This window comes from Arthrobacter oryzae (genome assembly GCF_030718995.1).
Lineage (GTDB): Bacteria > Actinomycetota > Actinomycetes > Actinomycetales > Micrococcaceae > Arthrobacter > Arthrobacter oryzae_C.
Genome location: NZ_CP132204.1, coordinates 617,816 through 636,948, shown reverse-complemented (window position 1 = coordinate 636,948; position 19,133 = coordinate 617,816). Strand labels below are relative to the sequence as shown.

Annotated in this window: 17 protein-coding genes and 3 pseudogenes; 9 read left to right on the top strand and 11 right to left on the bottom strand. The window is 58.9% G+C overall.

All coding sequences use genetic code 11. The features are described 5' to 3' along the window. Nucleotides 1–150: 150 nt before the first annotated feature. The 3 genes from Q8Z05_RS02965 to Q8Z05_RS21450 all read left to right on the top strand — a co-directional run bounded on the left by Q8Z05_RS02965 (nt 151) and on the right by Q8Z05_RS21450 (nt 1,800). The gene (locus Q8Z05_RS02965; RefSeq protein ID WP_305942013.1) at nt 151–1,158 is read left to right on the top strand and encodes an EpsG family protein; all 1,008 of its coding nucleotides are present in this window, start codon (nt 151–153) and stop codon (nt 1,156–1,158) included. Nucleotides 1,159–1,450: 292 nt separating this feature from the next. Then, a complete protein-coding gene (locus Q8Z05_RS02960) occupies nt 1,451–1,603 on the top strand; it encodes a hypothetical protein (protein ID WP_305942012.1) in 153 nt (50 codons plus the stop codon). Next, a complete protein-coding gene (locus tag Q8Z05_RS21450) occupies nt 1,600–1,800 on the top strand; it encodes a transposase family protein (RefSeq protein WP_371745966.1) in 201 nt (66 codons plus the stop codon). Before Q8Z05_RS02960 ends, Q8Z05_RS21450 begins: the two co-directional genes overlap by 4 nt. Before the next feature lie 212 nt (nt 1,801–2,012). On the opposite strand, the pseudogene Q8Z05_RS21445 reads toward Q8Z05_RS21450, so the two are convergent. After that, nucleotides 2,013–2,075, bottom strand: a pseudogene (locus tag Q8Z05_RS21445) (hypothetical protein); the annotation flags it as partial. A 383-nt stretch (nt 2,076–2,458) separates the two neighbouring features. Between Q8Z05_RS21445 and Q8Z05_RS02950 the strand changes: the two are divergent. The 3 genes and pseudogenes from Q8Z05_RS02950 to Q8Z05_RS02940 all read left to right on the top strand — a co-directional run. After that, entirely contained in the window at nt 2,459–3,145 is a 687-nt protein-coding gene (locus tag Q8Z05_RS02950) for a hypothetical protein (protein WP_305942010.1), read from the top strand. Further along, nucleotides 3,142–3,435 (top strand): Mu transposase domain-containing protein, encoded by a 294-nt coding sequence (locus Q8Z05_RS02945; RefSeq protein ID WP_305942009.1) that lies wholly within the window; start codon nt 3,142–3,144, stop codon nt 3,433–3,435. The genes Q8Z05_RS02950 and Q8Z05_RS02945 overlap by 4 nt, the downstream gene beginning before the upstream one ends. Next, a pseudogene (locus tag Q8Z05_RS02940) lies at nt 3,413–4,552 on the top strand (IS1380 family transposase); the annotation flags it as partial. The gene Q8Z05_RS02945 and the pseudogene Q8Z05_RS02940, both read left to right, overlap by 23 nt. A gap of 337 nt (nt 4,553–4,889) precedes the next feature. Here Q8Z05_RS02940 and Q8Z05_RS02935 read toward each other — a convergent pair. The 6 genes from Q8Z05_RS02935 to Q8Z05_RS02910 all read right to left on the bottom strand — a co-directional run bounded on the left by Q8Z05_RS02935 (nt 4,890) and on the right by Q8Z05_RS02910 (nt 11,611). Continuing rightward, complete coding sequence (locus Q8Z05_RS02935; RefSeq protein ID WP_305942008.1) at nt 4,890–5,864, bottom strand: glycosyltransferase; 975 nt, start codon at nt 5,862–5,864, stop codon at nt 4,890–4,892. A 112-nt stretch (nt 5,865–5,976) separates the two neighbouring features. Continuing rightward, nucleotides 5,977–7,038 (bottom strand): hypothetical protein, encoded by a 1,062-nt coding sequence (locus Q8Z05_RS02930; RefSeq protein ID WP_305942007.1) that lies wholly within the window; start codon nt 7,036–7,038, stop codon nt 5,977–5,979. A gap of 184 nt (nt 7,039–7,222) precedes the next feature. Then, nucleotides 7,223–8,329 carry a hypothetical protein gene (locus Q8Z05_RS02925; RefSeq protein WP_305942006.1) on the bottom strand — a complete coding sequence of 369 codons (1,107 nt, stop codon included), beginning with the start codon at nt 8,327–8,329 and terminating at the stop codon, nt 7,223–7,225. Between the two features lie 107 nt (nt 8,330–8,436). Next, nucleotides 8,437–9,369, bottom strand: a complete 933-nt coding sequence (locus Q8Z05_RS02920) for an NAD-dependent epimerase/dehydratase family protein (protein ID WP_305942005.1) — start codon at nt 9,367–9,369, stop codon at nt 8,437–8,439. Further along, entirely contained in the window at nt 9,366–10,496 is a 1,131-nt protein-coding gene (locus Q8Z05_RS02915; RefSeq protein WP_305942004.1) for a glycosyltransferase, read from the bottom strand. Before Q8Z05_RS02915 ends, Q8Z05_RS02920 begins: the two co-directional genes overlap by 4 nt. 650 nt (nt 10,497–11,146) lie before the next feature. Continuing rightward, nucleotides 11,147–11,611: an Lrp/AsnC family transcriptional regulator gene (locus tag Q8Z05_RS02910; RefSeq protein ID WP_305942003.1), complete on the bottom strand. Its 465-nt coding sequence runs from the start codon at nt 11,609–11,611 to the stop codon at nt 11,147–11,149. Nucleotides 11,612–11,770: 159 nt separating this feature from the next. On the opposite strand from Q8Z05_RS02910, the gene pdhA reads away from it, so the two are divergent. Genes pdhA through Q8Z05_RS02895 form a run of 3 tightly spaced genes read left to right on the top strand, consistent with a single transcriptional unit; the run spans nt 11,771 to nt 15,562 of the window. Further along, nucleotides 11,771–12,994 (top strand): pyruvate dehydrogenase (acetyl-transferring) E1 component subunit alpha, encoded by a 1,224-nt coding sequence (gene pdhA / locus Q8Z05_RS02905; RefSeq protein WP_305942002.1) that lies wholly within the window; start codon nt 11,771–11,773, stop codon nt 12,992–12,994. Beyond that, entirely contained in the window at nt 12,991–14,103 is a 1,113-nt protein-coding gene (locus Q8Z05_RS02900) for an alpha-ketoacid dehydrogenase subunit beta (RefSeq protein WP_305942001.1), read from the top strand. Before pdhA ends, Q8Z05_RS02900 begins: the two co-directional genes overlap by 4 nt. 4 nt (nt 14,104–14,107) lie before the next feature. Continuing rightward, nucleotides 14,108–15,562, top strand: a complete 1,455-nt coding sequence (locus Q8Z05_RS02895) for a dihydrolipoamide acetyltransferase family protein (protein ID WP_305942000.1) — start codon at nt 14,108–14,110, stop codon at nt 15,560–15,562. On the opposite strand, the gene Q8Z05_RS21440 is transcribed toward Q8Z05_RS02895, so the two are convergent. The 4 genes and pseudogenes from Q8Z05_RS21440 to Q8Z05_RS02875 form a co-directional block, all read right to left on the bottom strand. Further along, complete coding sequence (locus tag Q8Z05_RS21440) at nt 15,511–15,753, bottom strand: hypothetical protein (RefSeq protein WP_371745965.1); 243 nt, start codon at nt 15,751–15,753, stop codon at nt 15,511–15,513. The genes Q8Z05_RS02895 and Q8Z05_RS21440 overlap by 52 nt on opposite strands. A 78-nt stretch (nt 15,754–15,831) precedes the next feature. After that, nucleotides 15,832–16,411, bottom strand: a pseudogene (locus Q8Z05_RS02885) (transposase); the annotation flags it as partial. Nucleotides 16,412–16,548: 137 nt separating this feature from the next. After that, nucleotides 16,549–17,655: an acyltransferase family protein gene (locus Q8Z05_RS02880; RefSeq protein ID WP_305941999.1), complete on the bottom strand. Its 1,107-nt coding sequence runs from the start codon at nt 17,653–17,655 to the stop codon at nt 16,549–16,551. 799 nt (nt 17,656–18,454) lie between these two features. After that, nucleotides 18,455–18,616: a hypothetical protein gene (locus tag Q8Z05_RS02875; protein ID WP_305941998.1), complete on the bottom strand. Its 162-nt coding sequence runs from the start codon at nt 18,614–18,616 to the stop codon at nt 18,455–18,457. Nucleotides 18,617–19,133 lie beyond the last annotated feature (517 nt).

Genomic DNA, 19,133 nt, shown 5'->3' with positions numbered 1-19,133 from the left:
TATTATTCGTGTTTCAACTAAGCTTCATTGCCGCAATAGGAGTGTACTTTGTTGCCGTATTATGTAGTAGGAATCCTCGCGGTAGCTCTTACGTATCTTCACAATTATCGCGAGCCAAATTTTAGACTGCCGAAGCCGTCAACGCCCATTATGCATCGTGATGCCGGTAAACCAATTGTCGGTGGAAAAGTCCCCGTAGTAGCACTGTCGCTTCTCCTCATAACGTTTGCCGGTATAAGATACGGGACCGGATCGGACTATTTTCTTTACACTTCGCTTTATCGTGCGATTATTCCTCACTCGCTTGCAGACTCTCTCGCCGTAGTACCGCAGGAATTGGGATGGGTTACTCTTTCCTTCCTGCTTAGGGGCTATACGAATAGCCCCTATCTGCTCCTCTGGCTGGCTTCTATTATGACTATAGTTCCGGTACTTATAGCCATTAGGCGGCAAACCAAAGATCCAACGCTTGCGGTTTTTTTATTCTTCTTTTTAGGGTATTATGCCCTAACGTTTAACGCGGTTAGGCAATCTATTGCCGTGTCCTTCCTGCTGTTAGCGGACTCGTACCGACAGGAGAGCCGACTGAAATGCCTTCTTTTTTCGGCTATTGCTGTTCTATTTCACTCATCAGCGCTTATCGCGATATTAGTCCAGTTGATCGCCATGCGCTGGAAGCCGACGTGGGTATCGGTCGTTATTGTTCTGGCCTTAGGAGCATTGGGTTCCTATTTCCTGTTGCAGAGTGGTTTGGCGGGTGCTTTGGCATCATCGCTCAACCCCCGTTACGAGACGTACCTCGATGATGAGGGTGCTGGGCTAGGAACTTGGCTTGTCCTAGCCGTACGAATTCTGCTGATCGTTTTTGCCATGGCAGCGCCGGCCTCCAAAGAGACATCTAGATATATCGCATTCGTGACCATATCGGCCGTTGTTTTATTGCTTGGAACTACGAACGTGGTCATTGCGCGGTTTGAACCTTATTTCGGCATTTTCTTGATCCTTCTACTTCCCAACGTGCTTATGAATTCGAGAAACTCTGTTCTGTTGCGTTGGACGCTGATGCTAGGATCCTTGATATATTTTGGGTTCTATATTCTCAGTTTTAACGGAGTCGTGCCCTATCGAGTCATTCCGGAACTCACATCTATGAACTGACGCGACGTCCGCGTTTGAAGCATAAATTCAAAGCCTTCTCCTTCCATGCTCATCACTTGACATGAATATCAGTAAGTCCTGCTCGAATGGCGGGTGAGCCTCACGCGCGGATGCGCTCCTCAGTGTCGAGGGCATCCACGTCAGAAGGGCAATCCGGCGGGGACTTCCCCCGGTCTTGTGGCTCTTCGTGGTGATGGTGAAACAGGTTCCGTGTCTTGAAAGCTGAAGGGCTCGTAGCCCTGCTGTGATGGATGTTCTCTACGCATTCATCAAGAGTCAGGAGCTACGAGCCTTGATCGAGCCTACTTCCCAGCGCCCCGATGCTGCCACCGCGATTTTCAACTTGCCCGACTACCGCGTCACCGATACTGAGGTCCTCGCCTTCGGGCAGCGGCGGGTCAGTGTCGAAGCCACCGCCGAGGCCGGCTGCCATCGTGCGGCGTGATCAGCACCCGCGTTCATTCCCGCCGGCCACAACGCCTGCGTGACATCCCCGTCGCCGGTCCGATCGAAGTGGTCTGGGCCAAACGGAGATTCTTCTGCGATGAGTACCTGTGGTCGAGCAGGACCTGGCAGGCTGGCTCCAGGCGGGCCTTGTTCCGCTTGCCCAGGGACTCCAGGATGTTCTGGCAGTCCAGATAGCCTTGGGCCTCCACAGCGTGCCGGTTGATGATCCCGGCGATTACCGCCTCGGTGGCTGGCCCGAAGCCCCGGGCACGGTCCGTGAACCACCACTTGGACCACAACCCGTCAATACCCCGGTGCCGGGTCGGGGCATGCGCGACATCGGTCGAATACTGGCCCTTCCGGCCTTGCCGCCGGACATGCTCGCAGATGACCTGGTCCCCGTCGAAGACGGTGACCGTCGTGGAGGTGACCCGGACCCGCAGGAGTTGTCCGGCGTAGGTGTAGGGCACCGAGCCAGATACCTGCTCCAGGCCTGCTGGAGGGTGAAGTGCCGGTTCTTCCTCATCGAGGCCAGCACCCGATCAAAGTCCGGGCGTTCGTATGACTCCGTGCCCCTCTTCCGGCCATCCGGAAACAACCGGGCGATCTCCTGCGGGGACATCGCCCCGATCTGCCCTGCGGTGAACCCGTAGGCCGCGATCATCTTCTTCGCCGCGGCCACGTCACGGCGTGAACACCCCGCCCTCGCGACGATCTCGTCATAGCTGCGACCAGCAACGGCCAGGGTCATAATGGCCTTGAAATCGGCCATGCTGCCTCCTCACTGTTGACGCCAACCGAAAATAGGGCCAATAACGCCAACTGAAAATGAGGCCACTGACCATTATGGAAGGTGATCACATTGGATGTTTGGGCGCAGATACGCCACCGATACGCGACGGAGAAAATCTCCAAGAGGGAGCTGGCTAAACAGCTCGGAGTTTCCCGGGGGACGGTGGATCGGGCCTTGGAGGCGGAGCGGCCGCCGAAGTATGAGCGGAAGCCGGCCGGTTCGAGCTTTGATGTTTACGCGGCGCAGGTGCGGGCCTTGTTGGTTCAGACGCCGACGATGCCGGCCTCGGTACTGGCCGAACGCGTCGGCTGGACGGGCTCTGCATCCTTGTTCCGGGACAAGGTCCGTGGACTCCGGCCCGAATATATGCCGGCGGATCCGGTGGACCGGCTGGTCCATGAACCAGGCCAGGCGATGCAGTGCGATTTATGGTTCCCCCATGAGCCGCTGCCCCTGGGGCACGGGCAGGAGGGCAAGCCTCCGGTGTTGGTGATGACGAGCGCGTTCTCCGGATACATCCAGGCCAGGATGCTGCCGACCCGCACGACCTTTGATCTGCTCGGCGGGATGTGGTCGTTGCTGCAGGAGGCCGGTGCAGTCCCCAAGCAGCTGGTCTGGGACAACGAATCAGGGATCGGCCAGGGCCGGCTGACCGAGCCGGCGGCGGCGTTCTCTGGCGTGCTGGGCTGCGAGATCCGGCAGTTGCCGCACGGGATCCGGAATCCAAGGGCATCGTGGAGCGGATGAACCGTTACTTCCGCCAGGGCTTCATGCCCGGCCGGACGTTCGCGTCCCCGCTGGATTTCAACGACCAGCTCGCGGACTGGCTGCCGCGCGCGAACGCCCGCTACTCCCGGACCCGTCACGGTCGCCCGGTCGAGCTTTTCGTCCGGGACCGGGACGCGATGCGGCCGTTGACGCCGGTGGCGCCCGAGTTCGCCTTCCGCAGCAGCGTCCGGCTGCCACGGGACTACTACGTGCGGGTCTTCTCCAACGACTATACCGTGGACCCGGGCGCGATCGTCCCGATTCTTTGAACGCACGGTGACGAACCCGGAGTTGTTCAGCTACGGCTTTGAGACGCTCACCCGGGAGCTGCGCACCCGCGCGTGGAGCGCCGCCGGAGGGCGGAACCCGGCACTATCATCAACAGCCGCTGACCCGCTTATCATCGACATCGATGCGACCCTGATGACCTCGCACTCGGATAAGGAAAACGTCGCCGGGACCTACAAGGGCGGCTACGGGTTCGCTCGCTTCATCGCGTCCTGTGATTACGGTGCAGGTAACGGGTCCGGGGAGATCCTCGCGGCCGTGTTGCGGCCCGGCAACGCCGGAGCGAACAGCGCCGAGGACCACATCCGGGTCTTCCACACCGCGGCAGCCCAACTGCCCGAGCGTTTCTACGACGGAACGGGGGTACTGGCCGGGGAGAAGGTCCTGGTCCGCACTGACAGTGCCGGGGCCTCGAGGAAGTTCCTCTGGCATTTGCACAGCTTGGGCGTGCAGTTCTCCACCAGCTACGCCCTCTCGTTCGGCAAGGCCCACATGATCGACTGGATCGGCGATAAGCAGTACTCGCAGCCGGCCCTGGACCATCAGGGGAAGGAACGCACCGATGCGTGGGTCATCAATGCCACCGACGTCATTCCGCTCAGCGATTACCCGCCGGGCACAAGACTTTTCCTCCGGGCCAAGCCGTTGCACTCCGGCGCGCAGCCGACCCTGCTCGATACCGACGGGCACCGGATCACCGCCATGTTGACCAACTCGCCCCGCTGGCACGGACCATTCCTTGACGCCCGGCACCGCGCCCGCGGCCGGTGTGAGAACCGCATCAAAACCCTGAAAAACACCGGCTTGGGCAAACTGCCGTTCTTCGACTTCCCGCGAACCAGGCTTGGGCGAACATCGCCGCCCTCGCCTTTAACCTCATCTCGTGGGTCCGGCTCGCGGCCCTCCCGGACGGCCATTACGCCAGGGCCTGGGCCATTAAATGCTGGCGCTACCGGGTCTTCTCCCCGGCCGGGAAAATGATCACGCGTCCGCCGGAACCAACTGTTGCTGCCGGAGTCAGCGCCGGAAAAAGACCTTCTGAAACTGCTCCTGACGACCACAGGCCGCCTCAAACAGCTCCTGCCCGTCCCCGGCTGAACGGGTACCCTCCCTGTCCGAACGACCAGCCGCACAACCGGAAGTGGAACCGGCGCCAATCCCGGTCGAACCAAGAGGCCACACCACACTGCCCGGAAACAGAAACAACCACCGACCAACCCGTCAGCCCGAAGCAGCACGCATCAGCTGCCGCTATGAAAAATCGGGGCTAGACCCAGTATTCTCAGTTAAACGTACATCGAGCATTTGTACGGGGAGCTCGGGCTTGAAGTGCCAGCGTCCCGTTCCTCGGCAGCGCCGTTGATTCCGAAGCGCCCATGGCTGGTCTCACTCTCGGCACCGATGCGTGATCCGACATAAGCCAATTACTTAACATCTATGTCTCGATGCGCAATCTCCGAGGGCTATCCAGACGACCCGCCTCACCGTCGCGCACTGCGTGGCGAAATGTTTCGAAGCTGTCTCGACAATTGCGTAGCCTGGACGCAACTTGGGCCGCACCGAAATAGATTTTTTTATTTAACCAATAACGAAATTCATTCTTCCCCGAGGTAATTCGGCTGCGCTCAAAGATTACTCTGTTTCTAGCAGAGAAGTAAAGTTTTGTCATGTGTGTTGAGTCCAATAGACCGATGGGACCCGCTCCAGATTCTCTCGCCCACTTCCCATCAGCATCATGAATCTTCGTCTTGCGATCCAGAACGATTCGGTGGCCGCGCCTAACAGATCTAGACGTCCAAACGGTATCGTCGGCATACAGGAAGAGCTCTTCGGGAGGTAGTCCAATTTCCTGAACTAATCCTGCTGGAAAAAGGAAGCCTCCATAAGGCGCTTCTGGAATACAGGTCAGTTCAAGGGAAGACTCGCCGCGCTTGTGGAGCTGCCGTCTTAGGAACGTTAGGAGATCAAAGAACATGAAAGATCCGGCAGGAGGGTACGCCAAGGCTACCGGCACACCCTGCGCCAACCTCTGATGTGCGTTATCTAAGTCTCTAAATCCACACACGCTGGTTAGCTCATCGTCGAACAAATATGCGGCAGAATCCCGAGCGGCCAATAGACTGGTAAGGGCGTCAGGCTCCACCCAATTGTCGTCATCGAGGAGCCAAATGTATGCCGGTGTCCGGGCAAGTGCCGCTTGGATGCCCACCGAGAAGCCAGCTGCAGAGCCGGTGTTCTCATCCATCAAAACGACCGTGACCTTCCGTTCCTCATCATAAGAGGTCCGTATGAGGTCCTGTGTTCGATGGCTTGAACCGTTGTCGACTACAACCACGTGCTTTGCGCCGGCTTCTAACGCCCTGGCGACGGTGGCTTTCGTCAGTCGGTCAAAGCGGTCATCGTAGGTCACTGTAACGACGCACACGTTGTTCAACATATTCCCCTTCGTGATTAGTTTGCTGGGTATTCGTATCGGATGAGTCTTCCCTAGGTTGACCGCGACGCTGGAACCTCTGGCGAATTCAATCGGATTTTCGCTGAAAGCCGCCAAATCGACATCTGAGCTGATACCGAAATCGAAGCCACAAGATGCAGACAAATTGCACGAGGCAGACTGCAACTTCTCCAAGCGCTAGGCCCAGGGCGCCTCCTTCTCCTCCGGAGACCGAAGAAAAGTATGCCATGGCAGGAATTCCGACCGCCGCGCCACATACTGTGCTCCAAAACACCATTGACGTGTGCTTGGTCGGAACAAGGATATGAAGGCCCGTAGACGTGTTGATCGCAACTGCTAGAAAGGCTAAGCCATACCAAAAGCTAGTCATCGTCGACGCCGCGAGACTTGGCCCGAAGAGCGCGGCTGTCGCCGGGTTCCCTGCGGTTGCTATTGCAAAAAAGCCCAGCAAACCAAGTAGTGCATGGGCTGAAACGGCCACCAACATCCTGCTTCTGACAGCCCCAACACTGTGTGCAGATACCCAGCCTTGGAATGTGTTGCTTAACACAGAGATTGGTACAAGCGTGATTCGGTATAGCTTGTCAGCAGATGCAAAGGATGCCACGTCGGCAGCTGACGCCTGAGTACTGACGACGGCCACTGGCGTCGTGGAGTAAACGCCTGCAGCCGCCACGGTGACGGCGGGGGTCTTTCCCTTCCAGATTTCCCGAAAGACGCTACTCGGATGCAACTCAGCCAGCAGCTTCCAACCACCAATCATATGCATGAATGCCATGATTCCAACTAAGCCCGAAAGGCATAGAGCTACGGCGTACCATAAGATATTTCCAGTCAAGAAAACCAATAGTGCAGACACCGCCACCGCAGCGGTCTTGGGTAATGCTTCATACAAGGCGATGTCCCGAGGGCTACCGGTTCCGACTCCGTACCACGTTACCGAGAGGCCGCTTATGGCTAGCGCTACCGCCATCCAGATGGCAACTGCCGCGTGGCCCGGGGGAGCGAGTATCGCACTAACTATAATTGCAATAGGTGTAATTGTTAGAAACAAAAGTATTCTTACGGCGAAGCTGAGGGCATATAGACGACGCCTGTCATATTCCGATGAGAGTGCTGCCACTCTCATCGGACCTGCCATCGTCCAGCCGTAGGAAATACACATTGCCGCAAAGGCACCTACCGATTGACCGATGTTTATGCTCGCCCAGTCCCCTTGGCCACCAACGCGGGCCACGAGGGGAAGCAACAGAAATGGTGCCAAGGACGAAAGAAGGGGGATGCCTGCGAACCCTGCCAGACGTCTAGCGAAGCTACTCACCGTTAGGTGGAGCAGCTTCGCGGAGCATACCACATCGCGTATCGGAGCCTAGCCGGTCCTCAAGAAAGACCGCTGCTAGCTCGTCAAGAAAAGTTTGTTCCTCGGATTTGATAGCGGCCACATAACCACGCTGTCCTCGTTGGAACTCATCTGGGAAAGCGAAAACCTTATCGAGAACCGAGATCGCATTCGAAACGGCATCCCCGGTCTGCAGGTTCACCTTGTTTTGCCAAGGAAGAGGCACATCCGCGGAAAATGCGGCGGATCCGCGTCTTGCCACAATTGAAACGCAGCCGACCAGGGCAGCTTCTCGGGGCATCCGGTCTTTTCCAGGGTGGCTCCCGAGGTCGAGGTAGACAGCGCTACTCTCGAGTGCATTCATCACTTCGCAGCGCGACATGTTGACGAGCGGGCGGAATGATGCTCTCGGATATGCTACCGCCACTCGCCTAGTTAACTCGGCGGACTTCTTTGGGTTGAACACAACGGTCAGACCTCTAGCACTAGTCAAAGCCGGATTATCGCAGATAATATTGAGGGGCGTGAAATCGGAAACCATGCTTGCCACTATGTCCATGCGTGAGTAAAGGTATGACCAAGCATACTGGGATTGAACCAGATGCTCCACATCTCGGAGCAACCTGCGTTTGCCTGATAATGTACGTTGAATTGAGCTGGCATGTTTACGCAGGTCATTCTCAATAAGCTGGAGCCTGGTACCCAATCCATATTCTTTCATTTCGAGGCGTAACCGTTCCCTTCGGAATATAGGAGAGTTGTCAATACTCAACCACCAGCAGAACTTTCGGGCGTTGTGCACGCCCGAAAGCATCGTGTAAGCGACTTCCGGAACTACGACGGCGGCCCTAGGTAAGTCGTCGATGCGCGAAGATTCCGGGGCATCATACAACTCGTACTCTGCTACACGCGGCTTGTCCTCAGTGCCTGGAAGCGGAACGAGGTATGCTTCCTGGCCGAGTTTCCGGAGGCCACTTATTAGCTGATGCAGCGCTTCCGGTCCACCTGTTCGTTCACCCCGAGGGTAGTATGCAAATACTTTACTGTAGCCGGCGAATGAATTCTGTAAACTGTTGGTCAAAGCTGTCCTTTAAATATTGGGTCAGAGGCTTAGGTTGGCGTGAATCTAACCCCGGCATTGTTCGGGGCCCGGCTCACATTATCTCGTCTATCTTTACTTGTGGTTCTTCATCGGGCCTTTGCGCTTTCTCTGATGGATTGCCATGTGCGAGCCACACCTTCGTCGAGAGAGATCGCTTGGAAGGCGCCGAAGTCGCTGTGAAAACGTGTCGTGTCTAACACCACGCGACGGACGTAAGTTGGTGGACTTGGTCGATATTCGATTGAAAGATCGCTACCTGTAACCTGGCGAACGGTAGCAAGAACCTCGTTTATCGATTTACCGACGCCGCTGCCGACGTTATAGACTCGGTGGTTGCTCGGCACGTTGAGTGTCGTTGAGATCATGTCAACCAGGTCGCTGACGTATATATAGTCGCGGATCATCGATCCGTCGCCGAACTTTTGGATAGGGTTACCCTCTAAGATCTGCCTTAAAACAATCGGGATCAAACCTTGAGGTTTTATGGGGTTTTGGCGGGGCCCGTAGGGATTTGAGATACGAAAAATCCTATAATCAAGATCTCTAGTCAGGCGGAAATACTCCAAATAATGTTCAAGGGACAATTTAGAAATTGCATACGGAGACTTGGGGCTAGTTGGATTATGCTCACTGACCTTAGGAGCGGAGTTTTCGCCATATATGGCCCCCCCTGTGGAGGCGAAGTAGAGCATTCCGACACCAGCGCTAGCACAGGCTGAGAACAGCTCGACTGACTGGCCGGTGTTTACCCTAATATCTAGAAGGGGGTCGCTATGGGCTGTGGCAGGTGTGGTCACAGATAGGAAATGGAAAACTTCATCCTGTCCTTTGACTGCGTTCCGTAGGTCGTCAACGTTCAGAAAATCTCCGACCCGCTGGCGAACGTTGCGCGAGTTATAATTCTGTATACCGTGCGAAAACCGATCGAAAACAGTTACGTCTCGGCCCATCGAAGTGAGCTTGTCCGCAAGGTGAGATCCAATGAAGCCATTACCGCCGATTACCAAGGATCTTGTCATTTTGTCTTCTTACTTGTCGCATAGATGGCCAGGCTTTGAGTGCCTAGATCGCGATCCGTCAAGCACTGGAGAGCCCGCTCTCGTGACGCTTTCGACATGCGTCGTCTAAGTTCAGAATCGGCAATGAGCTGACGTGTGCGTTTGATTATCTCCTCATCCGAATTGCAGATATATCCCGTCTCACCGTCGGCTATCGCGTCGCAATTTCCGACGACATTTGAAACCACTGCTGGAATGCCCGCCGCCTGTGCCTGAAGCAGAGCTAGGGGCATACCTTCCCAAAGAGTCGGGAACAGGAAAATGTCCAGTTCTTTCATAGCATCTGCCAATTCGGTTGGGGATAACCAACCGGTGGGTTTATGCTCGCCTAGCCAGAGCTTTTCTTTGTCGGGTGTCCCCCCCCCGATCCAGATGAAGTCAGCCTGCGCCGAGAGGGAATCCGCAACTGCCTTGAATCGCCATGGAGCTTTTTGGTAGGTGACTCGTGCGACAATTCCGACCTTTGGACGCTCAACGTAGGGGAGCTTAGCTGTGGCCGCGGAAGACGTCGTGCCCTCGCATGCAGGCGCAAGTGATTTTTCGTTTACGCCGGTAGTTACCACATACGCACTCTTTGATCTGAGGTCTTCTTCTGCAATCCGTCTTTCACTTTCGCAAGTGAGTACGAGGCCACTTCCGATTGGCGCAAGCGCTGTCTCTATGAGTTTAATTGATTGCCTCGTGCCTCTCGAGACGTCTTCGCGAAGGAAAGCGAAACCATGAGGAGAGTAGAATAGTTTGGCTCGACGCCGAGTAAACAAATGAATTGTTCTACCAATCACGCCAGCCTTGGAAGAATGAAGGTGGATAACATCGAAGTCGCCACTGTTCTCAGCATTCGCCAACGCCACGGCCAGGGCGAAGTAGTCTCGGAGCTTCGATCGGCCGCCCGTGAAGTTTCGCAGACTTGCGTTGTTCCCAAACCGGGCCTGCAGTTCGTTGGTCGAGGGAGATTCGGGCCTGGAGAGGTAGTAAATAGAGACGTCTGCACCCGCATCTCTCTGTCGCTCTGAAAACGACTGCAAGACCGTCGCTATTCCGCCAGCCATTGCTTCCGTCACATGAAGTATGCGGAGCCCTTTTTCCATATCCTATTACCCATTCTTAGAAGACATCGTCCAAAGGCTATGGTACTGGTCGCGCGATGGGCTCACAGGGCAAGTAATCAACTTGCCCGTTCCCACAAGGTGGTATGCTCTGGCCGCTCGGTTGGTGAGGGCCCTCACTCTCTGACGCAGTTAGAATAGGCCAGTTTATATTGAGAACGTGGGTGGGCAGGAAAGTAATCCCCGTTTCGATTCTTGAACTGGTGGTGAGTTGTGCACGGCCGTGGCTCATATGGTGCCACGTAGCGGAGCCACGGCGCGGTCAGTGCAAGCAAGGCTGCGGTCGCGTTGCCTGGGCAGGATTGGTGGCCGTATCCGGGAGTCTTGAGGTAACTGTAGCGACTTCGAGGGCTTGGTGTCGGAGCCAAAATCTGCTCGTCAGGCCAACCACTGCGGGACGCGGTTCTCGCCATTGCGAAAAATGCTCAGCCCTGGGTGGTGTGGGGACTGATCGAACACTCGTTAGGCCTCTCGTCCAAGACCTAACGTGAGCTCTTCTAGTGCGCCACGGTCAACCGGAATGTAGTCTATTTTTCCTAACCTCTACCCGTGAATTTGATAGGCCTCCGCCACTGAGAGATAAAGTCTGCCTACATCGAGTACCTGCTGCCGCTGCTTCCGCGCGCACATGCCTACCGCGTATCAACATCCTCAAACACCAGAAATGTCTGCGTATCCAGCACCCCCGGCATGGACTGCAACTGGTCGAAGATCACCCGTCGCAGGTCCACGTTATCCACTGCCCGCACCAACAGAATGACGTCAAAGTCGCCACCCACCAGGGCGATGTGGTGCACCTCGGGGATAGCCCGCAACAGTTCACGCAGCTCGCGCCAGGAATGCTGCCGCACTTTTAGGGTCACATAGGCGGAGGATTTGAGCCCCGCCTTAATAGGGTCAACCAGCGCGGTGAACTTGGTCAGCACGCCCTCTCCGGTCAGCCTCGCGATCCGGGTATAGGCGTGCGCCCGTGAGATATGTACGTTCTCCGCCACCTGCGTCACGGACATCCTCCCGTCCCGGGTCAGCTCCGCAATGATGTTCCGGTCCACGTCATCCAGCGGCACCGCTACCTGGTCCGCTTCAGTTCCTGCCATTTGTCCACAACTCCCGCCGGTAACGCAGCTCATACTGACGATTCGTCTTTCAGATTAGGCCAGAATTCCAAACTTCTCCACGATTTTGCCCAGGACTGGATACGAAAGTTCGTTCAGGACGATACTGGAAGCGAATAGTGGCTACAGAAGGACGGACCAATGACGATCTCCGCGGACCACACCGCCGTCGGGCAGGACTCGCCGGAACAGCCGGCAGAGAAGCCCGCGACCGAAGGCGCTGCAGCCGAGGCTGTGCGCAAGTTCGGCATCACGGTGGAGGACTACATGCTGCCGGCCCGCCACCAGATCCAGATGGTGGACCAGGACGGCACCCTGAACCCACACACCGAGCAGGGCGCCCAGCCCGGCCACGAGTACGCGCTGCCGGGCGATGCCGAACTGCTGGCCGCCTACGAACAGCTCGTTGTCGGCCGCCGTGTCAACGACCAGAACTCCGCCCTGGTCCGCCAGGGCCGCATGGCCGTCTACCCCTCCAGCCACGGCCAGGAGGCCTGCCAGGTGGCGGCCGCCCTGTGCCTCGCCGACGGCGACTGGATCTTCCCCACGTACCGCGACTCCGTGGCCGTGATGGCCCGCGGCGTGGATCCCGTCCAGACCATGACCCTCTTCCGTGGCGACTGGCACAGCGGCTATGACCCGACGAAGCACAAGGTGGGCATCCAGTGCACCCCGCTCACCACGCAGCTGCTCCATGCCGTCGGCGTTGCCCATGCCGCGAAGCTCCGGGGCGAGGACACCGTGGTCCTGGCCATGTGCGGCGACGGCGCCACCAGTGAAGGCGACTTCCACGAGGCCCTGAACTTCGCGGCCGTGTTCCACCTGCCCGTCGTCTTCTTCGTGCAGAACAACCAGTACGCCATCTCGGTGCCGCTGGCACACCAGTCCGTGGCACCGTCCCTGGCGCACAAGGCCGTGGGCTACGGCATGGCCGGCGAACGCGTGGACGGCAACGACGTCGTCGCCCTTCTCGCCGTACTGGGCCGGGCAGTGAAGCTGGCCCGCGAAGGTTCCGGCCCCCTCCTAGTGGAAGCCCACACCTACCGCATGCAGGCCCACACCAACGCCGACGACGCCACCCGCTACCGCCAGGACAGCGAAGTGGCCCAGTGGGTGGCCAAGGATCCGCTGAAGCGGATGCAGACCTACCTGACGGACCGCGGCCTCCTCGACGACGACGGCGCCGCCCGGATCGCGGAAAAGGCGGAAGCGGTTGCCACCCAGCTCCGCGAAGGCCTGGGCGAAGATGTCCCAGTCGACCCGCAGGACCTCTTCCGGTACGTCTTCTCCACCCCCACGCCGCAGCTGAAAGAACAGTCCGCCATGCTCGCCGACGAAATCTCCCGGGACGAGGCCGCAAAATGAGCCCCACAGTCACCACCTCCTCCGAAGTCAACGGCAACGTCAGTGCCGCCACCGCCCGTGCCGCGGCCAAGGCAGCCGCCACGGCCGAATCAACCGGTCCGCAGACCATCACCATGGCCAAAGCGCTGAACACAGCCATGGCGGACGCCATGCACGCAGATTCGTCCGTGCTGGTTTTCGGTGAGGACGTCGGAATGCTTGGCGGCGTCTTCCGGATCACGGACGGACTCACCAAGACCTTCGGCGAATCCCGCTGCTTCGACACCCCGCTGGCAGAGTCCGGCATCGTCGGCATGGCCGTAGGGATGGCCATGAATGGGATGCGCCCGGTGATCGAGATGCAGTTCGATGCCTTCGCCTACCCGGCCTTCGAACAGATCGTCAGCCACGTGGCCAAGATGCACAACCGGACCAAGGGCGCCGTCAAGCTGCCCATCGTCATCCGAGTCCCGTACGCCGGCGGCATCGGGGGAGTGGAACACCACTGCGACTCGTCCGAGTCCTACTACGCCCACACCGCCGGCCTGAAGGTCTTCACCCCGGCCACCGTGGCCGACGGCTACCGCATGCTCCGCGAAGCCATCGACTCCGACGACCCCGTAATGTTCATGGAACCCAAGAAGCTTTACTGGTCCAAGGACCTCGTGGATCTGGAAGGGCTCCGCGCCGAGCACGCCGCCAACACCGAACGGGGAACGTCCTCGGAAGGCCGCGCCGCCGTCGCACGCCCCGGCACCGATGCCACGCTCATCGCCTACGGCCCGTCCGTGCCGACCGCACTGGCCGCCGCTGCCGCTGCGGCTGAGGAAGGACGCTCGCTGGAAGTAATCGACGTCCGGTCCATCGTGCCGTTCGACGACGAAACCATCTGCGCGTCCGTCCGCAAGACCGGCCGGGCCGTGGTCATCGCCGAGGCCCACGGCTTCGCGTCGGTGTCCTCGGAAATTGTGGCCAGGGTCCAGGAGCGCTGCTTCCACTATTTGGCCGCCCCGATCCGCCGCGTCACCGGCTTCGACGTGCCGTACCCGGCGCCGAAGCTTGAGCACTACTACCTGCCCGGCGTGGACCGCATCCTCGACGCCGTTGACGACCTCCAGTGGGAAGACTGATCAGATGAGCGAAACGAAAGTATTCCTGCTGCCGGATCTCGGCGAAGGCCTCACCGAAGCCGAACTGGTGAACTGGCTTGTGGCCGTGGGTGACGAAATCCGTGTAGACCAGCCCATCGCCGAGATGGAAACCGCCAAGTCCATGGTGGAGGTCCCGTCGCCGTACGCCGGCACCGTCGCAGTGCTGCACGGGGAACCGGGCCAGACCCTCGACGTCGGCAAGCCGCTGATCTCCGTCACGCCCGTTGGCGGTGCAGATGCTGAACCTAAGCCTGCGGTCGTTGAACCTGTCGAAACGACGGCGGTTGAGCCGGCCGAAACCTACCGTGAGGAAGAAAAGGCAGGCTCCGGCAACGTTCTGATCGGCTACGGAACACCGGGCGGACACGGGGTCGCCCGTCGCACCCGTGCCCGGAAGTCGGCGGCGGTCGCAACCGCCGGGCCAGGCTCTGTGGCAACCAAGGTCAGCGACGCGGAAAAGACCGCCGACGACCTCCTGCTCTTGCGCACCCGCGTGCCAGGCAAACTCGGTGCCGTAATTTCGCCGCTCGTCCGCAGGATGGCCCGTGACCACGGTGTTGACTTGAGCGGACTGCAGGGCTCGGGAACCAGTGGGCTGATTATGCGTAAGGATGTGGAAGCGGCCATTGCGCCCGCACCGGTGGTTGAACCGGTCGAAACCCGCAGTCCTGTGGTTGAACGCGTCGAAACGAGAACCGAAACTGACTCGCGAACGGGACTGGGCATCGCATCACGGACACCCGTCAGAGGTGTTCGTAAAGCTGTAGCGGCGAACATGGCGCGCAGTCGCTCGGAGATTCCGGAGGCCACGGTCTGGGTCGACGTGGACGCCACGGCTCTCGTGGAAATGCGTGCCGCCCTGAAAAAGACGGACCCGCACAATACCCCTGGCTTGCTGGCATTCATCGCGCGGTTTGTCACCGCGGGACTGAAGAAGTATCCGGAGCTGAACACCAGAATTGTCACCACTGAGGACGCCGCGGGCGGGGAGAGTCAGGAAATCATCGCGTTCAACGGCGTCAACCTGGGCTTCGCAGCTCAGACGGACCGCGGGCTGATGGTGCCCTCGGTGCGCAACGCGGACAAGATGAGTGCCCGGGAGCTTGATGCCGAGATCCGCCGGCTTACCGCCGTCGTACGCGACGGGAAGGCCACGCCGTCGGAGCTTGGCAGCGGCACTTTCACGCTGAATAACTACGGTGTATTCGGCGTGGACGGCTCCGCCGCGGTCATCAACCACCCGGAGGTGGGGATCCTGGGCGTGGGGCGGATTATTGATAAACCTTGGGTAGTCGACGGCGAGGTGGCTGTCAGGAAGGTTGCTGAACTGACTCTCACTTTCGATCACCGTGTGTGTGACGGGGGAACAGCTGGGGGCTTCTTGCGCTATGTCGCTGACGCGATCGAGAATCCGGGGTTCCTTATCGCTGACCTGTAGTGGCCCGTACATGCCGCAAGGGACGTGGATTGTGTCATAACATAATGTTGCTCACTGGCCCTGTTCTTGTACTTGGCTTCGGTCTCGGCATTTGCGTCCGCCACCAGTTTCCGTTTCCACGTCAGCTTGTCCAGGACCATAACGGGATCCTCACTGTTCTCGAGAACGTAGTGGGCAAAATAGGAACCGATGAAACCGGCACCTCCAGCGACAAGGGGTTTCCCAATGACGCACGAACACGAAGTAGTCTGAGATATGCGAGGTAGCAGGGGTTCGTAGAAGGTGCCGTCCCTAAGCATGGCGTAGGGGGTGTCGCAGCAGCGGCCGCGGACGAGAGCGATGAGAGCCTGATTGTGGCGTTTGCCTTCGGCTCGTTCCGTTCGTAGGCCCTCGAAAGCGGATCCTTCAGTGCGGCGAAGGCGGAGAGGAACAGGGCTCTCTTGAGGATCTTGTTTCCCGTCCGGGGTGGGTGGTCTCCGCGGATGGCTGTCCCGGAACGCCAGGTCACGGGGCCAGTCCTGAGTAGGAAGCCAGGTGTCCTGCGGAGACAAAATCTTCGCCGATGATCTCGGCGAGGATCCGTGCTGCGGTCCTGACGCCGACCGCCTGGAGCGACGTCAGGAACGGCTGAAGAGGGTGGGCCTCCACGAAGGCTTCGACCTGGGCGAAAACGGTGTCCCGCGATTCGCGGATATTCTCGAGCATCCGCGCCAACAGGGGCAGCACGATGGTCGCATCGTTCGTTCACACCACTGTAACCGTTTGCTGGTCCAGGGCGTCGATGATCTCGCCGGCAAGGCGTTCACCCATTCTGGGTGCGAGCTTCTTGAGCCGGTTCCCGATCCTGCGCCGGTCGTCGCGCTCACAGCGGCCTAAGACCCGAGTCAACAAAAAGCCGGGCAGTCCCGACATCGACGGCCCACGCGACCGCCTTCGTGGTCGGCGTTGTGCTGGGTAAGTAGCAGGCCGGATGATGGGCAGCGGCATCAAGAAATACGGTGGCTTGCGTTGTGCCCCGGACGCAGCATCCAAGCTGGCGCGGCCATCATCCAGCGGGCGGGAGCCCGCATCGCGATTCGTCCCACCTTGTATGTTGACCACACTATGAGCGCTGTCAGCGCCGGAGGGACGATGGCGCCCGACACGCCTAAATTTTTTTGCAGGACTGGGACGAGGCCACTGACCATTATGAGTGTGCCGGCGGCGGAGAGCGCAAAGAAGTGCAGAATGTACACGGGAAGCGTCAGGCTGCCCACAGCTTGTAATATTCGGGAGGCTCTTGTGGTTGTCCGCGCGAGGGATAGCCATTGAGCTGCGGCCATGATGGCGATTGGTGCCAAGATTACCTTGACTTCGGTCAATACTCCGAGGCCAAATCCTGCAGCGTATACTGCGAAATAGACCCCTGTGAATACAAACAGCTTGGGCTTTGAGGCCTTCCTCATGATCGCCAACCACGCGGTCGTTCCGTGGACGCCGAAGTAGAACCAAGCGAGGTTCGCGGCTATGGAGCCTAATTCAATACCGTCCATGCGTGGCTGCAATAGTTCACGGGACCAGTCACTTATGAAGGGCGCCACGGCGGCGAGAACGAACACAGGAATAAGCGCCAAATCGCTGTTCTTCCCGAGCACGCCCATGAGCGCCTTCGTGACGAGGAAGTAGGCGCCCAGCGCCCAGATGTACCAAAACAGTGTTGGAAAGAACAGACCGCTGGCTACATCAATGAATGTAGGCCAAGCCGATTGACCGGCAGCGAACAGCACGATGCGCCGCAATGCGGCCACAAGCGTCCAAACAATGTAGAGATAATACAGCCCTACAGTCCGCGCCTTCGTTTCCCTGAGGGGCCGCCGGATGGCCCGTGTCGCGAGGAATCCGGAGATAAAGAAGAACAGGGGCATCCGGAGGGGGGTCAGAAAATCGCTGAGGTGGATCCAAGGTCCGACAGCGCCGTGCGAAATGTCCCGCTCGAACCAGTGTGAGACGTGCAGAAGGACGACCAGGATCATGCACACGCCCTTGCCGAGGTCTACCCACGCATATTTTTGGACTCCTCCTGAAAACAGCGGCGTGGAACTTGGTGATGACATTGGTCCTCCCCCTCAGATGAGTGCCGTCGTCGCCAACAAGCTTACCCGAGCACAGTTGTCCGGACCGCCGGATCCGAACACGTGCGATTGGTCCAAGGGCGCCGGCCACATTCCATAGCGCAGGCGATGCACCGGCCCCGGAAGGACAGCCGGCGCAGACAGTGCAGGACATGACCCGCCGTTTGGCGGTGATCGTACTAGTGCTGTTGTTCGGGCAGGTCACGGTCCCGTCGGCCTCATCGCGGTGAAATAATACAGCGTAAACTCGACCTCGACAGCCGGGCGAAGCGCCCAGGGTTTGATCACCGTGGTATGCGCGGCGCGGGCGAGAGCGGCGAGCATTTCGCCGGAACCGTAGGCGGAGTCTGCCAAGACGTCCACGCTGGTGCCGGTGATCGTGGGATCCTTGGTGCGCGCCGGGCACCGACGGCGCCCTCGCTGTTCTCAGGCCCGGAGTCCTTGGTCAGTTCCGCGGCGGTGATTAGCCCGGCACCTGGCTCGATCACGATGTGTGCCTTGAATCCGTGTTGCTGGCGGGACTTGGTCTTGTGCGCGGCCGTGTGTCTGGGTCGACGGTGAAGAACATCCGGTCCGGGGCGACCCTGCGGGCGACGCGCCATGACGGCAAGGCCGCCGACGCCTAAGTTTCGCAGCCAGCAGCCCCAGCGCGTCTGTGACGAGCGTCGAAACCAGCCCGTCCGTGGCCTCCTGGTTGTCCCAGTCGATGTCCGGTTTGCCGGTGCGGGTGTGGTCATGCTCGCTCGCGTGGGCGGCCACGAGTTCCTGCCCGTCAGGGACATCACGTCAACGCCTCGGCCGTTTCGCGGTCAGAGCGGCCCAGTAACGCCTTCAGCACCACCACCGACCCGATCACCGGCGCCGGAACGGACGGCCAGCCCCGCCGTGACGGGAAGAGGTCACCGTCATTGAGTCCGGAAACAACCCGCCCCGGAGGGCTCACAAACCACCTATTTGCAGGTAAAAACCCGGCTACTGGGAGGCTTGTCGGACCCTTTCGCTCTGGCTTTTTCATACATCTGAGGCGCCATACCCATTTCATGCCGGGCAATTCCGTCTTATCTCCACCGTTGCCAGCCCTCCCTCCCGGCCGGGCATGCCCCGGGCGGGACTGGCAATGGCCCGAGAGCGGACCCCCGATGCCGGACAACAGCACGCCCGCCTTGGAGGCCGTGTTCGTCTAACCTTTCAAGCCCTTAACTACACCAACCGGGCAACCCTAGTGCTGTTCCGGTCGGTCTAGTTAAACGGTGCAAACTAGGAAGAAATTCAACACGCAGAAATTTGAAATAAGGCGCTGACTTTCCGGCGCATGTTCTAAACAAAGAATTCGATGACAGGAATTGACGGGAGTTTCCTGGAAAGTTCGGATAAAGCAGCTATCTTAACAATCTTCGTCAAATGATGCTGTCAAGCATCAGTTTTCCTTGCTGGCTACTTCCAGCCGCCGCCATGTGTCG